Source organism: Lederbergia wuyishanensis, from assembly GCF_022900255.1.
GTDB classification, from domain to species: domain Bacteria; phylum Bacillota; class Bacilli; order Bacillales; family Bacillaceae_C; genus Lederbergia; species Lederbergia wuyishanensis.
Genome location: NZ_JALIRM010000013.1, coordinates 94,761 through 111,008, shown reverse-complemented (window position 1 = coordinate 111,008; position 16,248 = coordinate 94,761). Strand labels below are relative to the sequence as shown.

Here is a 16,248-nt window from a genome sequence, read left to right as displayed (position 1 = left end):
AATTTTTTATTAAAAAACATTCGTATTTTCTATTGACCTTTCTAGGACTTTTATGCTATTAATAGAAATATAGAAAACAATTAAAAAAGTTCATTCAATGTATATGCTTGAGAATATGGCTCAAGTGTTTCTACCAGGTAACCGTAAAATACCGGACTACATGAAGAACATGAAAATGATATGTTTGGCATTATTATTACTTCTTAAACATCATTTTCTTCGTTCATCAACGTAGATCGGAACCTGGGTAGACCTTTGCCCAGGTTTTTTTGCATGTAATTGGAACTTAGGAGGAAAATAATAATAATGAATCGTTATTTTAATTTTAAGGAATTGAATACGAGTTATCGTCAAGAATCGGTTGCTGGTCTTACAACGTTCCTTGCTATGGCATACATTCTTTTCGTTAATCCATCTATTTTAAGTGCAACTGGTATGGATCAAGGTGCTATTTTCGTAGCAACGGGTCTTGCTTCTGCGCTTGCATGTTTAATCATGGGTCTATGGGCAAAATATCCAGTTGCGCTTGCTCCTGGAATGGGGATTAATGCTTTCTTTGCTTTCACTGTAGTATTAGGAATGGGTATTCCTTGGCAAACTGCTTTAGCTGGAACATTTATTTCTGGTCTTATCTTCTTCATTTTAACATTAACAAAAATTCGCGAAACAATTATCAATGCAATTCCTGAACAATTAAAGCTTGCAGTTGCATCTGGTATCGGTTTGTTTATTGCTTTTATCGGTTTTCAAAATGCAGGTATCGTAAAGGAAGCTCAGCCTGGTACAACAATTGTTGCACTTGGTGACATCACTGCTCCAACAACTTTACTTGCTATCTTTGGATTGATTGTTACTGCGTTTTTCATGATTAGACGCTTTAGAGGAGCAATTTTTTACGGAATGATTGTTACTTCCGTTGCAGGAATTATTTTTGGTCTAATTGATTTACCATCTGGAGTTGTTGCTCCAATTCCAAGCCTTGAGCCAACTTTTGGGGCAATGTTTAGTCATATTGGTGAAATATTCACACCGCATATGCTTGTTGTTATTTTTACATTATTGTTTGTAGATTTCTTTGATACAGCAGGTACATTGTTAGCTGTTACTCGTCAAGCAGGATTGTTAGTCGATGGGAAATTGCCTAGAATCGGACGTGCTTTATCTGCTGATTCTATCGCAACTATGATTGGAGCGATTTTAGGAACTTCTACAACAACTTCCTATGTAGAATCTACTTCTGGGGTTGCTGCAGGTGGACGTACAGGTTTTACATCTATCGTAACTGCAGGTTTTTTCATCTTAGCGCTATTCTTTTCACCATTATTAAGTGTTGTAACGCCGCAAGTTACGGCTCCTGCTTTAATTGTGGTTGGAATTTTGATGTCATCTGCATTGGCAGAAATTAAATGGAATGAATTTGAATTTGCGATTCCAGCTTTCTTGACTGTAGTAACGATGCCTTTAACTTATAGCATTTCAACTGGTATTGCCCTAGGATTTATCCTTTATCCATTAACAATGGTATTCAGAGGAAAATACAAAGAAGTTCATCCGATCATGTATGTTTTATTCGTAGTGTTTATTGCATATCTTGGATGGGCTGTAGAATAATATAAAGGTTTTTTAAAGAATCCAATGAATGGGGAATGCACATAATAATATGGGCATTCCCTATTTTCTCATATTGATTAGGAGAGTGACATCTATGCGAAATAATAGAAAGAAACTATATGAAGTTAGTCAACAACTTTCCAAGGTTGCGAGAGGAATAGAAAAGGCTGACTTAGTGATAAAAAATGGTACGTTAGTTAATGTGTTTTCAGGTGAATTACTTGAAAACATGGATGTCGCTGTTTCTAAAGGAAGAATTGCCTATGTAGGGAATGCAGATCATACAATTGGAGAACAAACGAAAGTGATTGACGTTAATCATAAATATATTGCTCCAGGCTTATTGGATGGTCATATGCATGTCGAAAGTACGATGCTTTCTGTGACAGAATTTGCGAAAGCGGCATTACCAAAAGGGACAACAGGTATTTTTATGGACCCACATGAAATCGCCAATGTTTTCGGTGTTGAGGGTGTTCGTTTAATGCATGAGGAAGGGCAACAGCTTCCATTAAAAGTGTTCACAACATTCCCATCTTGTGTTCCTGCTACAACAGAATTTGAAGATGCAGGGGCAGAATTAGGTGTTGAAGATATTAAAGCTGGCTTACAATGGGAAAATGTAGCTGGGCTTGGTGAAGTAATGAACTTCCCAGGAGTAGTTTTCGGGGATCCTCTTATGATTGGGGAAATTGAAGAAACAATCAAGGCGAATAAGACGGTAACAGGTCATTTTCCTCCAGATGACCCACAAATGCTTCAAGCATATATTGCATCAGGTGTCACTTCAGATCATGAAACAGTAACGAGGGAGCAAGGACTTGAGAAGGTCAGATTGGGTATGCATCTTATGATTCGTGAAGGTTCTGCTTGGCATGATGTGAAAGAAGTGATCAAAGTTGTCACAGAAGATAAAGTAAAAACAGATAATATTAGCTTAGTAACAGACGATGTTTATCCGCAAACACTTATTGAAAAAGGACATTTAAACCATGTTGTTCGTCGAGCAATAGAAGAAGGGGTTGACCCTGTAACAGCGATTCAAATGGGAACGATTAATGTGGCACGCTATTTTAAATTAGACCAAGATCTTGGAGCGATTGCCCCTGGGAAATGTGCGGATATTTTAATTATCGAAGATCTTCAAAAAGTCGTACCTGTCACTGTCATTACGGATGGGGAGGTTGTTTTTGATAACGGTGCTCTTGTAAAACAATTCCCTACTTTCACATATCCTGAACATGTAAGAAACTCGATTAACTTGAAATCAGAACTTACAGCAGCTGACTTTTTGTTAAAAAGTCAAAAGGCACAAACAACAGAAGTAAATGTCATAAAAATTATCGAAAACAGTGCTCGTACGGAAAAAATGACATCAAGCTTGCAAGTCGTTGATGGTGTCATACTACCAGATGTAGAAAAAGATATTCTGCAGCTCGCTTGTATTGAACGTCATCATGCGACTGGACAAATGTCACTTGGATTTGCGCATGGCTTCCAGTTGAAAAAAGGAGCAGTTGCTTCTACAGTAGCCCACGATAGTCATAATCTGCTTGTGATGGGGACAAATCCAGAAGATATGGCTTTTGCTGCAAACGAACTCGCTAAAATGGGTGGTGGCATGATCGTAGTGGAAAATCAAAAGATCCTAGCCAAAGTGAGCATGAGAATTGCAGGACTCATGTCTGATCAACCATTGGAAACAGTTGTAAAAGAAGTTCAGCAACTCGAAAAAGCATGGAAGGAAATTGGTTGCCCAATTCATGCACCATTTATGACATTTTCACTCATCGCTTTGCCGGTTATTCCAGAAATCCGTATCTCCAACAGAGGAATTGTGGATGTATCGGAATTTAAATTGATAGAATCGGAACGTTAATGGATAGATATAAATAAATTCAGCAGGGGAGTATTCCTCTGCTGAATTTTTAATATAAAGAACGTCGTATTGGTGCTTTTATGATAGTGTTAGAAAGACCTAAATTAATCATTACCGGAGTTTTCATTTTTTACCTCAGATTAACTTGAGAGAATGTAGAAGTTTTTATTTAAATTTCCGGTATTGAAACAAACTCACCTTTAACCATAACTTTTCGATTAGCTGGCTTTCGTGCTACGACTTCTGCTGTTGAAACCGCGTCAACAAATACAAAATCTGCATAATCTTGAACTTTTGGCCACACTTTATTTCCAAAAGAGTCTAAAGGTGTTACTCCTCCAGTTGCCCATTTCAATCCTAAACGTAGAGAGCGTTCATCAATTCGTCTATATAATTCACTAAAGCGTGTCACTTTCTCTAACACATCACCTGTACCGTAGGGACTCCATGAATCATAAAATCCGTCACAACCGAAATAAACTCGGACTCCGTGACGATCTAACAGTTCAATTGGAGGCAAGGTACGTCCAAGGCCAATGGGGACGGTTGACATGATTGCTACATCTTGTTCTGCTAGACGAGTGCAAATATGTTCCTGCTGTAAAATCGGTACATCGCCAAGACAAAAAGAATGGCTCAGTGCGGTGCGACCCTTGTATTTTGCTTCTTCCACAATATCAATCCACTTATCCGCGGTATAATAGCCAACAAAACCTCCGTCGTGTAAATGAATATCTACATCGGCGTCGAACTCTGTAGCAATATCCATTATTTCATAAAGTGATTTTTCTATTGCATTGTCAATTCCAGCAGGATCCAACCCTCCAACCATTGTCGCTCCATTTCTTAAAGCTTCTCGCATCAGAGCAGGGACGTTTTCACGTAGTAGACCATGCTGTGGGAAGGCAACAATGTCATATGTAACATTTCCATTAAATGATTCTAGCGCCGCCATGACACCTTCTAAATTTTTCATTCCAATATAAGGATCGATGTTCACATGCGTACGAATATGTGTCGAACCATAACCTAGTAACGTTTCAATCATTTTCGTTGCTCGCTGTTTGGCGGTTCCTGCTAATTCCATTAATTCCTTAGCTTCTAAATATAGACGTTCCTTGAGGCTTGATACGGGAATACATGCTTTCCAATCAAGTGTCATATACGTTTTATCTAAATGGTTATGCATTTCTTTAAATGTAGGAATTGCAAGCATCTTTTTCATATCTAGTTGTTCTTCATCCGCTGGGATTGTTTCGTTTTCAGATAATTGTTCCACAATTTTCCCATTAATTATTTTTAAATGAAAGATAGCAGTCTCCGTTTCTACAGCACCGTTGCTTAAAAAACGTTCTCCAACTTCTAATTTTACATTTGTAAGCCATTTTGTTTGTTTCATTGTCATTTTACCCTCCTCTCTTGTTTTGAGTAGACGACATTTCCTTCGAATAATACGTGGGTGATAGGTAGGCGTCGTGCTACAGCTTGAGCAGAACAATCAGCGTCAATGAGTATCATATTCGCAGAATCGCCTTTTTTTGGCCATACTTGTTCACCCATGTCGTTCAAAGGTGTAATACCGCCAGTGGCATATTTCCATGAACGGTTAAGAGAATATTCGTCTATGAATCGAAAGCGTTCAGATAATACACAAAGCTTTTCGATAGTGTTACCAGTTCCAAATGGAGACCAGTGATCAGTCAAGCTATCATGTCCTAGAGAAACGGGCACTCCATTTTCGTAAAGGTATGGAATCGGAATCGTTGGTCGATTTATTGGTACAGTTGTGGTTACATCAATTCTAGCTTCAACTAAACTTGTGATCATATCATCCAATTCCTTACCATGTAGATCACTAAGGGCCATGGCGTGGCTAATCGTGACTTTCCCGACTTTGTTTGCCTTTTTAGTAAGGTCAGCTAATTTATAAAATTGAAATGCTCCTAAGGAGTTCGGGTCATGAATGTGGATATCTAAGCCTGAATTCGATTCTACCGCAATATCCATCATTGTATTTAATGATTTGTCAATATTACGATCTATCGTTGCAGGATCTACTCCGCCAACAAGAGTTGCTCCCATTCTCATTGCTTCCCTCATTAATGGCTCGACTTTTGAACGAAGCAGCCCATGTTGTGGAAAGGCAACGATATCGTATGTAACTTGTTTATCAAATTTACTAAATGCTTCCTGTGTAATTTCAATATGTTTCGTGCCAATCTTGGGGTCAACATTACAATGGGAGCGAATATGTGTATGTCCCTTAGATATAAGCCATTCAATCATTTTTTCTGCACGTTGTTTAGCTACGGGAAGTTGCTGAGGAAGTAAAGTTTCCTCTTCTTCAATCCGAGTTAATATTCCTTTTGTAATCGGAATGCAGGCTTTCCAAGGACCACTAAAATAAGTTTTATCTACGTGTATATGCATTTCTCTAAAAGAGGGCATAAGTAATTTACTTTCAGCGTTGATTACTTTGTCAGCCTCAGTCTGCAAATTTTTTTCAACTTCAATAATTTTTCCTTCTTCAATGAGAACATCGTATAGATCAGTCTTCGTTGCGTGGACTCGATCATTTATGTACTCAAAGCCTGTTTCTAATCTAGCTTGTTGAATGAGCAACTTTGTCATAAAAAATCCCTCTCTAATAAATAGTTTGAAAAGTGATACGAAGGCTTTCTTTCTTTATTTTACACTAGCACTGCCTATGAAAAGATAGTATTTTAATCGTTATGTTCAAAATTGGTAATAGATTTTATTTTAATGTTAAATATTTTAGTGCTAAAATAAATTCAAGGAGATGATATAATGAATAAACTACAAAATAAAATAGCAATCATTACAGGTGGAGCTTCCGGTATTGGAAAAGGAATGGCAAAAGCATTCGTTAAAGAGGGGGCAATTGTTGCCATTGTTGATTTAAATGAAGAAGTGGGGAAGGAGACAATTCGAGAATTACAGGAGTACCAACCCGAATCCATCTTCATTCAAGCGGATCTTAGTGACAGAGACAGGCTTAGCTCAATCATTGAAAAGGTTATTGAGAAATTTGGCAAATTGGATATTTTAGTGAATAACGCACATGCGTCAAAAAATAAACCATTTGAAGAAACAACACAGGCAGATATGGATTTATCTTTTAATACAGGTTTTTATCCAACATTTTATTTAATGCAGGCGGCTTTACCTCATTTAAAAGAAACAAAAGGAAAAATCATTAACTTTGCATCTGGGGCGGGAATTAATGGAGATGCGAACCAAGCTTCGTATGCAGCGGCAAAAGAAGCAATACGTGCAATATCTAGGGTTGCAGCTAATGAATTTGGCCGTTTTGGAATTAACGTTAATTTGATTTCACCAATTGCCAATTCACCCGGAATTCAAAATTGGGCACAAGAACACCCTGATCACTATGAAGCGATGCTATCAAGAATTCCACTTGGAAGACTAGGGGAATTAGAGAGTGATATCGGAAGAGTGGCTGTATTTTTAGCAAGTGAAGATTCCAATTATATTACAGGACAGACTATAATGGTTGATGGTGGTGCTATTAAACTAAGATAACTCAAATGAGGGATATTACTTTGGAAAAAACAGATATTTTTAAGTTGATTCGTGCAGTAGAAATGGTTACGAACGAAACTATTATTCAATGGACAAAATCATTTAAACATAATATAGGGATTTCTCCCATTCTGGTTTTAGCTGAATTAAAGCAAAATGGTCCGCAAAAACAAACAGTTCTAGCCGAAAAACTGGGCTACACTCCCGGAGCTATGACCAATATTTCTGGCAAGCTAGTGAAACTAGGGTTTGCGGTACGAGAATATAATGAGGGTGACAGGAGAAATGTTATGTTATCCATTACGGAAAAAGGGATTACCGTTTTAAACGACGCTCAACAAAAAGGTGAAGAACTTAGAGTTAAATTGTTTCAGGCTTTAAGTGAAGAGGAACTTCAACAATACCTTGCCATCCAAGAAAAATTATTAAGAAACTTTAAAAGCTAGTCTATCTAGAGTGAAAAAACTAAAGAACGAATAACATGCTTAAGTGAAGCATTGTAAACAATAGTTATGTAGAGAAATTCAATAATATAAATGCATCAACATTAGCTCCTTGCGATGGCAAGGAGCTTTTTTTAGTTTAAAATATGGTTATTAATAAATTTTTTTTAAAAAAATTTTTTTATATGAACGATTGCCATATATCGAGCGTCATATCATTAGAACAAACAGAGAGGGGGTTGGACTTTCGTTGGAGCAGGTAGAGGAGAGAAGGTTAATAGCATCTGCGAAAAAGGGAAATGATGAGGCCTTTACGTCACTTTTCCAAAACCACTATATGTTTTTGTATAAATATTTAATAAAGCTTAGTCTTGATCCTGTTCTAACGGAAGATTTAACCCAAGAAACGATGCTAAAGGCGTATGTCCATCTTCCGAGTTTTAAAGGTGATTCTAAATTCTCAACGTGGCTTATTTCTATCGCTTCAAGAATTTATATCGATCATCAACGAAAAGAAAAGCGTGAACGAAAACGTTTTGAAAAGGCAAGAGACGATGCTACTCGCAAATTGAAGTGGAATATAACATCGGGCGGGCATGAATGGACTGAATATATGAGTCAGTTTGCTGAACTGGATCCGGATATGAGAGCTCCTATTTTGTTACGTCACTATTATGGATTTACATATCCTGAAATTGCTTCAATGCTTAACATTAAAGAAGGAACGGTTAAGACACGGGTGCATAATGGAATAAAACGAATCCGAAAGGAGTGGTCGTGATGAAACATAGAGAAGAAGAATGGCTAAACCGTTTTAAGAAAGATATGGAGAAGCTGGAAGACGTATATGAACCAGCAATTCCTGAGCAATTTCGGCTTTTGAATACTTTAAATGATTTTAAAGAAAGACGTAAAAAGGCATTTAAACGAGAGTTGTTTTTATTTTTCATCGCGGCTTTTGCAATATTAACCTCCTATATCGTGTTTATCTTTAAAATCCCGCCAGTTTTTCTGTGGGTTCAAGGATTAGCGTTTGTTTTTATCCCGATTATTTTAATCGCCGAAAGCAAACGTAAAAATAAAGGGGATGAGGTGGAGAGCGATGGATTCTGAACAATGGATTGCCATATTGCTCGCAGTCCCAATCCTGTTAGCGCAAAGTACTTTGCTGTTTATTGATGCTAAGAAAAAAGGGGCATTTGCATGGCTTTGGGGGATATGGGGATTAATTCAATTTCCTGGTCCAACAATTTTTTATTATTTCATCGTCATTCGACCCTATCGAAAAAAATTAAAAATGGAGGAAGAATAGTATGCCAATTTCATGGGAAGTCATCGCACCGTTAATTATTTTGCAGTTGATTTTGATGGCCTTTGCACTTACGAGTTGTATTAAGGAAGAGAAGATAAATGGTCCAAAATGGTTATGGATTATTATCATTGTCGCTGGAAACCTTTTGGGATCGGTTCTTTATTTCATTATCGGAAAGAAAAAATATTGATCGGAGAATCAAAATGCTATTAACAATAGATAAATTATCAAAAAAGTATAAAGATCATGTAGCAGTTAAGGAGTTGACACTTAGCATTGAGCATAATCAATGTGTCGCTCTTCTGGGTCCGAATGGATCAGGGAAAACGACAACCTTAAGCATGTTATCAGGATTGTTAACTCCTACATCAGGAAAAATTGTTTTCCAAGGTGGCACAACGATTAATCGTCATGAGATAGGTTTTTTACCACAGTATCCGGCTTTTTTCTCTTGGATGACAGCAACAGAGTATTTACATTTTGCCGGAAAACTTTCAAATCTTTCAAAAAAAGAGTTGCAGAAGAAAAGTAATGAAATGCTATATTTTGTAGGATTGGAAGATGCCAAAAATAAACGGATCGGAGGATTTTCAGGCGGGATGAAACAAAGGCTTGGGCTTGCTCAAGCGATGCTGCATGATCCGAAGCTTCTCATTTTGGATGAACCAGTTTCAGCTCTAGATCCATCGGGACGACGAGATGTCCTTCAAATGATGATGGAGCTGAAAAAGAAAATGGCTATATTGTTTTCTACTCATGTTTTACATGACGCGGAACAAGTATGTGATCATATTGTGATGCTTAAAGAAGGAACAGTGAAGTGGGCTGGGTCCCTGGATGATTTACGAAAAAGGAACACAGAGGAGACATTCATCTTATCTACCGAAGAGAAGCTGGAAGATTGGTTAAAATCAAAACAGTATATTAAAGAATTTATTTTAACCTCTCAAACGTCAGCCGAACTAAAATTACATGAGGCAAGCAGAAACCGACTGCTAGAAGATTGCATAACGAATAACATGACTATCAACCGCTTTGAAATGAAGAATCATACATTAGAAGATGCATATATGGAGGTGGTGAACCAATGAGTACATTCCTGACATTATTAAATAAGGAATTATTAGAGGCTTGGAGAGACAAAAAGTTAATTTGGTTGCCGATAGTACTCAGTGTATTAGCCATTTCTCAGCCCATTAGTTCATATTATATGCCGCAAATCTTGGATATGGCGGGCAATCTGCCTGATGGAGCTGTCATTCAAATTCCAGTTCCAACTGGAGCTGAAGTGTTGGCGGGAACCTTATCACAATTAGGAACAATTGGTACCGCAATTTTTGTTCTAAGTGTGATGGGGAGTATTGTTCATGAAAGAAATAGCGGTGCATTATCCTTAGTAATGGCCCGCCCTGTTGAAGCTTATCAATATATTGCCAGCAAATGGGTCGCAAATGCCATTATTCTGCTAGTTTCATTTATCATTGGCTATGGACTGTCATATTATTATACGAATCTATTGTTTGATGGTGTTGAGTTAAAACGTTTCGCTGCAAGCTTAGGAGTATATAGTATATGGATTTTATTTACACTGACAATCACACTACTTGGCGGGACCTTATTTAAAAAAGTTGGCGCTGTTGCAGGAGCTAGCCTTCTAACTGTAGCTACCATCGCATTATGCGGATCGCTTTTCCCTAAATTCATGGGTTGGAGTCCATCGAATGCATTAAATCATGCTAGCTCCTTTTTAGCTTCAGGAGTATGGGGTGATGCGTTTGGAGCAATGATGTTTTTTAGTATAGCACTCATGCTATGTATCTTTGTTTTGACTGTATTTTTATTTAAAAAATATGAAAGCTATTAAGAAAGCAACCCTGCGATAAAATGCGGGGTTGCTTTTAGTAAATATGAACTCCTTTTGCATATAGCAAATCTTTTAGTTCCTGGTAGTTATTCCTGCTTAATGGTAGTTTCATTGCATTGTGATTCATCTCGATGGAATAGGATCGTGTAAATGAATCTGGATAAATTGCTTTAATTTTGTCAATGGCGATAAGGAATGACTGGTGTGAACGGAAAAAACCATATTGGGAAAAAATCATTTCTAATGTTTGCATAGACTCGCTGCAATCAAATGAATCTCCTTCTTCACATTCAATAAAAACCTTTCTTCCTCTTTTTTCTAAATATAAAATATCATCCACATTTACAATTCGAATGCCTCCGGCGACCTTAATTCCAATTTTTTGATCGAATTTAGGAGTATGAGGATTTTTAATTTCTTTAACCTTTTCTAATGCTTTCTCAAGGCGGAGCATATTAATTGGTTTTGTTAAGTAATCAACAGGGTGCACCTCAAAACTTTTAAGGGCAAAGCCTGGATGCCCCGTGACAAAGATGACTAAAATGTCTGGGTGTGTTGATTTTAAATGAGTTGCTAACTCCAACCCATTCGTTCCGTCCATTTCGATATCCAAAAATACGAGGTCCACTTCATTTTTCTGCAGAAAACGAATTGCGTCAAAAGCATTGTTTACTTCACCGATTATATTAATAAAGGAAAAAGATCTCAAACATGTTTTCAATGATTCAATGCACGTTTGATCGTCATCTACGAGTAACACATTGATTTCCAAAGCCTTCACCTCCGTGCCAGTCTATAAGGAAGTTGGTATACGAACAATAAAGCTGATCTTTCCATCATTAAGAATTGGATAAGCTATACCTTTATATTTGGATGCGATATTTTGTACAGTTGGCAGTCCAATTCCTTCGTGGGCTTTTTTGGTTGTATGTCCACTATTAAAGATTTTCTCCAAATCTTGATCATCCATGTCAGTTGCATTGGTAACTGTAATTACAATATTGTCTCTTTCTTTTGCAATCTGTACTTCAATCATTTGTGCCTCTTTAGGCTCGTATTCTACTTCTTCGATTGCATTTTGAATGAGGTTTCCTAGTATTTTATTCATTTCGTAAACCGAACAAGGCATTGTTCTTAAATTATCATAAATAAAATATTTAATTTGAATCCCCTTTTGAGCAGCAAGCTCTTTAAATGTATTAAGCATTGCCCCAATGGCCGGATGATGAAGAGGAAGTAAATCATTGATATATTTTGTATCAGCTACCATGTATTTAATATATTCTTTGCTAGATTCATAATCTTGACGATTGAGCAAAGAATAGATCGTATTAATATGAATATTGAAATCATGGCGTTGGGAGCGAATAATGCTGTAATAAGAAAGCAAGTCCTCTTGATGCTGACGGTCGAGAAAGAATTGTGACCGCTCTAGTTTGTATACAATAGATGTTCTTAAAAAAAATACGATAAAAATACAAATGATTGTGATCCAAAAAGTTAAAAAAATACGAAAACTTAATCTAAAAAAAGGAAGCTCTGTATGTGAATAATAGAGTCCTAAATCAACGAGGAACAGTAAAACAATAACAAAGAAAATATTTAAGTTTTGGTTTCCTATACCGAGAACATTTTTTTCAAACCAAACCTTAGGAAATAAGGAAGGGGTTTTATGAAAAATAATATAACCAATTAAAACATTGTTAAGAGTGATAAATAGATCTAGTGATAGTTTGATCCCTGTATCCTTTTCTATATTACTGCTCATTAATAGTATATCTAGTAGATTGTATTCTAATATTTTTATGATACTTAGATCGAATGTGAGTGCTAATAGTACGCCAATGATAATTTGTTTAAGCGGTAATTTAAGGATTAAAAATAATATCGGAATTAATGTGAAATATAGTACGGGAAGCAGGCTTGGATATGAATGAAATACATAATAGAGAAGTCCAGCTATGAGACTGACTGGCATCAGCTTTTTTACAATACTCTTAAGATCTGCTTCTACTAATGAGAATCCAAGAAGGAGTCCGGTATTTATTTCAATTGCCCATTTTAAAATTGAGAAAAAGGCGTGTATAACATTCATAAAATCGGATCACCTTTTCATTCTGTAACAAGAATCCCACATTACGATTTGTTACTATTTTACCACAATAAAAAAAACGCAAGCAAAAACCAAAATCTGGCCAAGTCTAGGTTTTTTCTTTTGATTGTTAATAGTTTTTCCGCTATTTTTGCCCAATTGTATCAAATAAGCGGGAATGTGTACAGAATAGGTACAAAAACAACCACAATGCACGAGGTCTATTGAACTAGTTAATAGGAAGAGAGAAAATAAAATAAATACAGACCACTTCGTTTGAACATTCAGAAAATATAAAATTCGAAAATCCTCAAACGATGGATATAAATTAAAAGGAGGATTTCTGCATGTCTAAAGTAACAGAAGTAACGAAAGAAAATTTCCAACAAGAAGTTCTTGAATGTAAGCTTCCTGTTTTAGTAGATTTTTATACAGATGGTTGCGGACCATGTGAAGCGATGGTGCCTGTTCTTGATGAGGTTTCAGTAAATCTTGAAGGCAAAGTGAAATTTGTAAAGCATCACGTTACGATGGAGGATGTACTTGAAGATCAAAGCTGGATTGTAAAAAAATATGATGTCATGGGTTTTCCAACCTTAATGTTATTTCAAAATGGTGAAGTCTTGAAAACGTTCATTGGTGCTTTATATGAAGAGGAACTAATGAAGTTTTTAAGTGATGTCTTATAAAGGTTTGGAAGGAGTGACAACATGCTGCAACAATCAATCGCAGAGAAGGTTATATATGCTGCATTGGAAACAGGCGGAGATTTTGCTGAAATATTCGTAGAAGATAAGAAAAATTCTTCTCTTACTATGCTAGGAGGAGTAGTCGAAAAGGCTATTTCGGGCCGCGACTTTGGAGTGGGAATTCGCATTTTAAAGGGTGAATACTCGGTATATGCCTATACGAATGATGCTAGTGAAGATAACTTAATCAAGGTAGCACGTTCTGCTGCACAGTCAATCCGCAGCAATCCATTAGGGCTTTCAATTGATTTACGAAAAAGCGTCATTGACAATAAACACGAAATAATTGTATTGCCAAACACAATTGAAAAAAATAGAAAAGTAGAATGGATGAGACGAGCGCATGAGGCGGCTAAAGGATATGATCCTGTTATTGCGCAAACGAGCATTTTTTACTTAGATAATATTCAAGATATTTTAATAGCCAATTCAGAAGGTTTATTCATGGAAGATCGCAGAGTGTATAGCCGTCTTGGAATTTCGGCAATGGCCGAGTCCGGTAATGAAAAAGAATCTGCTTTTATGGGACCAGGATATTTCGGTGGGTTAGAGTATATGCAAAATCTTGACATTGAAGCATACGCCAAAGATGTTGCTCGTAGTGCCAAAACTATTCTTTTTGCAGATCATGCTCCTTCAGGAAATTTCCCAGTCGTTATTGATAATGCATTTGGAGGAGTTATCTTCCATGAAGCTTGTGGCCATGGGCTAGAGTCTCATGCTGTATCAAGAGGAGCGTCGATTTTTGCAGATAAATTAGGAGAGTCTGTTGCTTCTCCATTGGTAACAGCTTATGACGATGGGACAATCCCAAATACTTGGGGTTCGGTCAATTTCGATGATGAGGGGATGCCAACCCAGAAAAATCTATTGATTGAAAATGGGGTTTTAAAGGGTTATCTCATTGATAAGCTAGGCAGCCGAAAAATGAATATGGCTACTACTGGTTCAGGAAGACGACAATCTTATCTTTATGCGCCTACTTCTCGAATGAATAATACGTATATTGCACCTGGTGACTCTAAGCCAGAAGATATTATTGCAAATACGGAACTAGGCATTTATGCGAAACATTTGGATGGTGGCTCGGTCAATCCAGCAACGAGTGATTATAATTTTTCAATCAGTGAAGGGTATATGATTCGCGACGGCAAGATTGCCGAACCAATCAAAGGAGCAGCTCTCATTGGAAAAGGAATTGACACATTAAAGAAAATCGACATGGTTGGGAATAATCTAGAACTTGGCCTTGGCATATGTGGAGCCAGTAGCGGAAATATCCCTGTGACAGTAGGTCAACCAATGATTCGTGTATCTGAATTGACCGTCGGTGGAAGAGGGGGAAATTAAGCCATGGATATCCTTGAATTTCAAAATGAATTGTTTCGAGCAGGTAAGGAATCAGGTTTTACTGAAATGGAAATCTATTATTCTTCCAATAAATCTCTTTCTGTCAACGTCCATAAACAAGAAATTGATGAATACAATATCGCCGAAACAGGCGGTGTTTCATTCCGAGGCTTGTTCAATGGTCAAATGGGATATTCCTATGCTGAAAAAATTGATCTTGACTCGATTTCACTAATACTTGAAGAAGCATTAAGTAATGCGAAGGTTCTTGAAATCGAAGAAGGAGAAGATTTATATGAAGGCTCTGAAGAATACCCTCCTAACAGACCTTTTTCAGAAGAACTCGAACAGGTGGAGGCAGATAAGTTAATCGAAGCTGCCTTTGAAATGGAACAAACAGCGTATGATTTAGATGATCGAGTTCAACTAGTTCAATATTGCTATCTGACTAAAAATATAAGCGAAATATTCATTGCTAACTCAAAAGGACTTCATTGTCATGAAAAAACAGCTTACGTTAGTGGTGGACTTTATCTTGTTGCCAATGATGGTCAATCGACAGCTACTGGTGGAGAATCTGACTACACCTTAACAGAGTTCTCTAAACTTAATTTTAAAAAAATCGCCAGGAAAGCAGTAGATGAAGCAGTGTCGAAATTAGGAGCCGATTCAATTGAAACGGGAAAATATCCAATCATTTTCCGTGATAGTACTGCAACTGAACTGATTGGTTCCTTCCTTGGGTTACTAACTGCAGAAAATGTACAAAAAGGCTATTCGAAATTTGCTGGAAAACTTGGTGAACAAGTGGCAGGAGAAAATTTCACTTTAATCGATGATCCGTTGATGCAAGATGTTCCTGGATATATTACTTTCGATTCGGAAGGATTTGCAACGAAGTGCAAAGCAATCATAAAAAATGGCCAATTAATGACCTTCATGCATAACCGAAAAACAGCGAAAAAAGATGGAATAGAATCTACAGGGAACGCTATGAAATCAGGTTATCGTGGAACCATCTCCGTTGGACCATACAATTTATACCTTCAACCGGGGAATCGTTCATTGGATGAGATGATTTCAACGATAGATAAAGGAATCTTGATTGTAGAGTTACAAGGAGCAAACGCAGGCATCAATACAGTCGCTGGTGACTTTTCCTTAGCTGCAATTGGATTTTTAATCGAATATGGAAAAGTGGTTCGCCCTGTTGATCAAATTACAGTCTCAGGGAACTTCTTTGATCTCATTCACAACATAGAAGAAGTTGGAAATGATTTACGCATTTTAGGTTCTGTTACATCTCCTTCTATTAAAGTAAAACCATTGTTGGTTTCTGGCAATAAAAATGTATAAAAATTGGAGGGCGTGCATTTTTGTTACT

General features: G+C 37.0%; 17 protein-coding genes and 1 riboswitch. Of the genes, 13 read left to right on the top strand and 4 right to left on the bottom strand.

Going from position 1 to position 16,248, the window contains the following annotated elements; translation table 11 throughout:
- The first annotated feature begins 77 nt into the window (after nucleotides 1-77).
- A riboswitch (purine riboswitch) is annotated at nucleotides 78-179 on the top strand.
- Between the two features lie 127 nt (nucleotides 180-306).
- Nucleotides 307-1,611 (top strand): NCS2 family permease, encoded by a 1,305-nt coding sequence (locus MT489_RS17530; RefSeq protein WP_244682867.1) that lies wholly within the window; start codon nucleotides 307-309, stop codon nucleotides 1,609-1,611.
- A 94-nt stretch (nucleotides 1,612-1,705) separates the two neighbouring features.
- Nucleotides 1,706-3,490 carry an adenine deaminase gene (gene ade, locus MT489_RS17525; RefSeq protein ID WP_244682866.1) on the top strand — a complete coding sequence of 595 codons (1,785 nt, stop codon included), beginning with the start codon at nucleotides 1,706-1,708 and terminating at the stop codon, nucleotides 3,488-3,490.
- A 169-nt stretch (nucleotides 3,491-3,659) separates the two neighbouring features.
- Here ade and MT489_RS17520 read toward each other — a convergent pair whose 3' ends face one another.
- The gene (locus MT489_RS17520) at nucleotides 3,660-4,889 is read right to left on the bottom strand and encodes an amidohydrolase (protein WP_244682952.1); all 1,230 of its coding nucleotides are present in this window, start codon (nucleotides 4,887-4,889) and stop codon (nucleotides 3,660-3,662) included.
- 2 nt (nucleotides 4,890-4,891) lie between these two features.
- Nucleotides 4,892-6,121 carry an amidohydrolase family protein gene (locus tag MT489_RS17515; protein WP_244682865.1) on the bottom strand — a complete coding sequence of 410 codons (1,230 nt, stop codon included), beginning with the start codon at nucleotides 6,119-6,121 and terminating at the stop codon, nucleotides 4,892-4,894.
- A gap of 177 nt (nucleotides 6,122-6,298) precedes the next feature.
- On the opposite strand from MT489_RS17515, the gene MT489_RS17510 reads away from it, so the two are divergent.
- The 8 genes from MT489_RS17510 to MT489_RS17475 all read left to right on the top strand — a co-directional run bounded on the left by MT489_RS17510 (nucleotide 6,299) and on the right by MT489_RS17475 (nucleotide 10,673).
- Nucleotides 6,299-7,054 (top strand): SDR family NAD(P)-dependent oxidoreductase, encoded by a 756-nt coding sequence (locus MT489_RS17510; protein ID WP_244682864.1) that lies wholly within the window; start codon nucleotides 6,299-6,301, stop codon nucleotides 7,052-7,054.
- A 20-nt stretch (nucleotides 7,055-7,074) separates the two neighbouring features.
- Nucleotides 7,075-7,500 carry a MarR family winged helix-turn-helix transcriptional regulator gene (locus MT489_RS17505; RefSeq protein ID WP_244682863.1) on the top strand — a complete coding sequence of 142 codons (426 nt, stop codon included), beginning with the start codon at nucleotides 7,075-7,077 and terminating at the stop codon, nucleotides 7,498-7,500.
- Between the two features lie 247 nt (nucleotides 7,501-7,747).
- On the top strand, nucleotides 7,748-8,278 hold the full coding sequence (sigY, locus tag MT489_RS17500) for an RNA polymerase sigma factor SigY (protein WP_244682862.1): 531 nt from the start codon (nucleotides 7,748-7,750) through the stop codon (nucleotides 8,276-8,278).
- A complete protein-coding gene (locus MT489_RS17495; RefSeq protein ID WP_244682861.1) occupies nucleotides 8,278-8,610 on the top strand; it encodes a YxlC family protein in 333 nt (110 codons plus the stop codon). The genes sigY and MT489_RS17495 overlap by 1 nt, the downstream gene beginning before the upstream one ends.
- A complete protein-coding gene (locus MT489_RS17490) occupies nucleotides 8,600-8,809 on the top strand; it encodes a transcriptional regulator (RefSeq protein ID WP_244682860.1) in 210 nt (69 codons plus the stop codon). The genes MT489_RS17495 and MT489_RS17490 overlap by 11 nt, the downstream gene beginning before the upstream one ends.
- Before the next feature lies 1 nt (nucleotide 8,810).
- Nucleotides 8,811-8,999 (top strand): PLDc N-terminal domain-containing protein, encoded by a 189-nt coding sequence (locus MT489_RS17485; protein WP_244682859.1) that lies wholly within the window; start codon nucleotides 8,811-8,813, stop codon nucleotides 8,997-8,999.
- 13 nt (nucleotides 9,000-9,012) lie between these two features.
- Complete coding sequence (locus tag MT489_RS17480; protein WP_244682858.1) at nucleotides 9,013-9,900, top strand: ABC transporter ATP-binding protein; 888 nt, start codon at nucleotides 9,013-9,015, stop codon at nucleotides 9,898-9,900.
- On the top strand, nucleotides 9,897-10,673 hold the full coding sequence (locus MT489_RS17475) for an ABC transporter permease (protein ID WP_244682857.1): 777 nt from the start codon (nucleotides 9,897-9,899) through the stop codon (nucleotides 10,671-10,673). Before MT489_RS17480 ends, MT489_RS17475 begins: the two co-directional genes overlap by 4 nt.
- A gap of 34 nt (nucleotides 10,674-10,707) precedes the next feature.
- Here MT489_RS17475 and MT489_RS17470 read toward each other — a convergent pair whose 3' ends face one another.
- Together MT489_RS17470 and MT489_RS17465 are read right to left on the bottom strand one after the other, a co-directional pair.
- Nucleotides 10,708-11,445 (bottom strand): LytR/AlgR family response regulator transcription factor, encoded by a 738-nt coding sequence (locus tag MT489_RS17470; RefSeq protein WP_244682856.1) that lies wholly within the window; start codon nucleotides 11,443-11,445, stop codon nucleotides 10,708-10,710.
- Nucleotides 11,446-11,466: 21 nt separating this feature from the next.
- On the bottom strand, nucleotides 11,467-12,768 hold the full coding sequence (locus MT489_RS17465; protein WP_244682855.1) for a sensor histidine kinase: 1,302 nt from the start codon (nucleotides 12,766-12,768) through the stop codon (nucleotides 11,467-11,469).
- 344 nt (nucleotides 12,769-13,112) lie between these two features.
- Here MT489_RS17465 and MT489_RS17460 point away from each other — a divergent pair, with 344 nt between their 5' ends.
- The 3 genes from MT489_RS17460 to MT489_RS17450 are packed head-to-tail and all read left to right on the top strand — an operon-like array spanning nucleotide 13,113 to nucleotide 16,220.
- Nucleotides 13,113-13,454 carry a thioredoxin family protein gene (locus MT489_RS17460; protein ID WP_244682854.1) on the top strand — a complete coding sequence of 114 codons (342 nt, stop codon included), beginning with the start codon at nucleotides 13,113-13,115 and terminating at the stop codon, nucleotides 13,452-13,454.
- Between the two features lie 21 nt (nucleotides 13,455-13,475).
- Entirely contained in the window at nucleotides 13,476-14,864 is a 1,389-nt protein-coding gene (locus MT489_RS17455; RefSeq protein WP_244682853.1) for a TldD/PmbA family protein, read from the top strand.
- A gap of 3 nt (nucleotides 14,865-14,867) precedes the next feature.
- Entirely contained in the window at nucleotides 14,868-16,220 is a 1,353-nt protein-coding gene (locus MT489_RS17450; RefSeq protein ID WP_244682852.1) for a TldD/PmbA family protein, read from the top strand.
- Nucleotides 16,221-16,248: the final 28 nt, after the last annotated feature.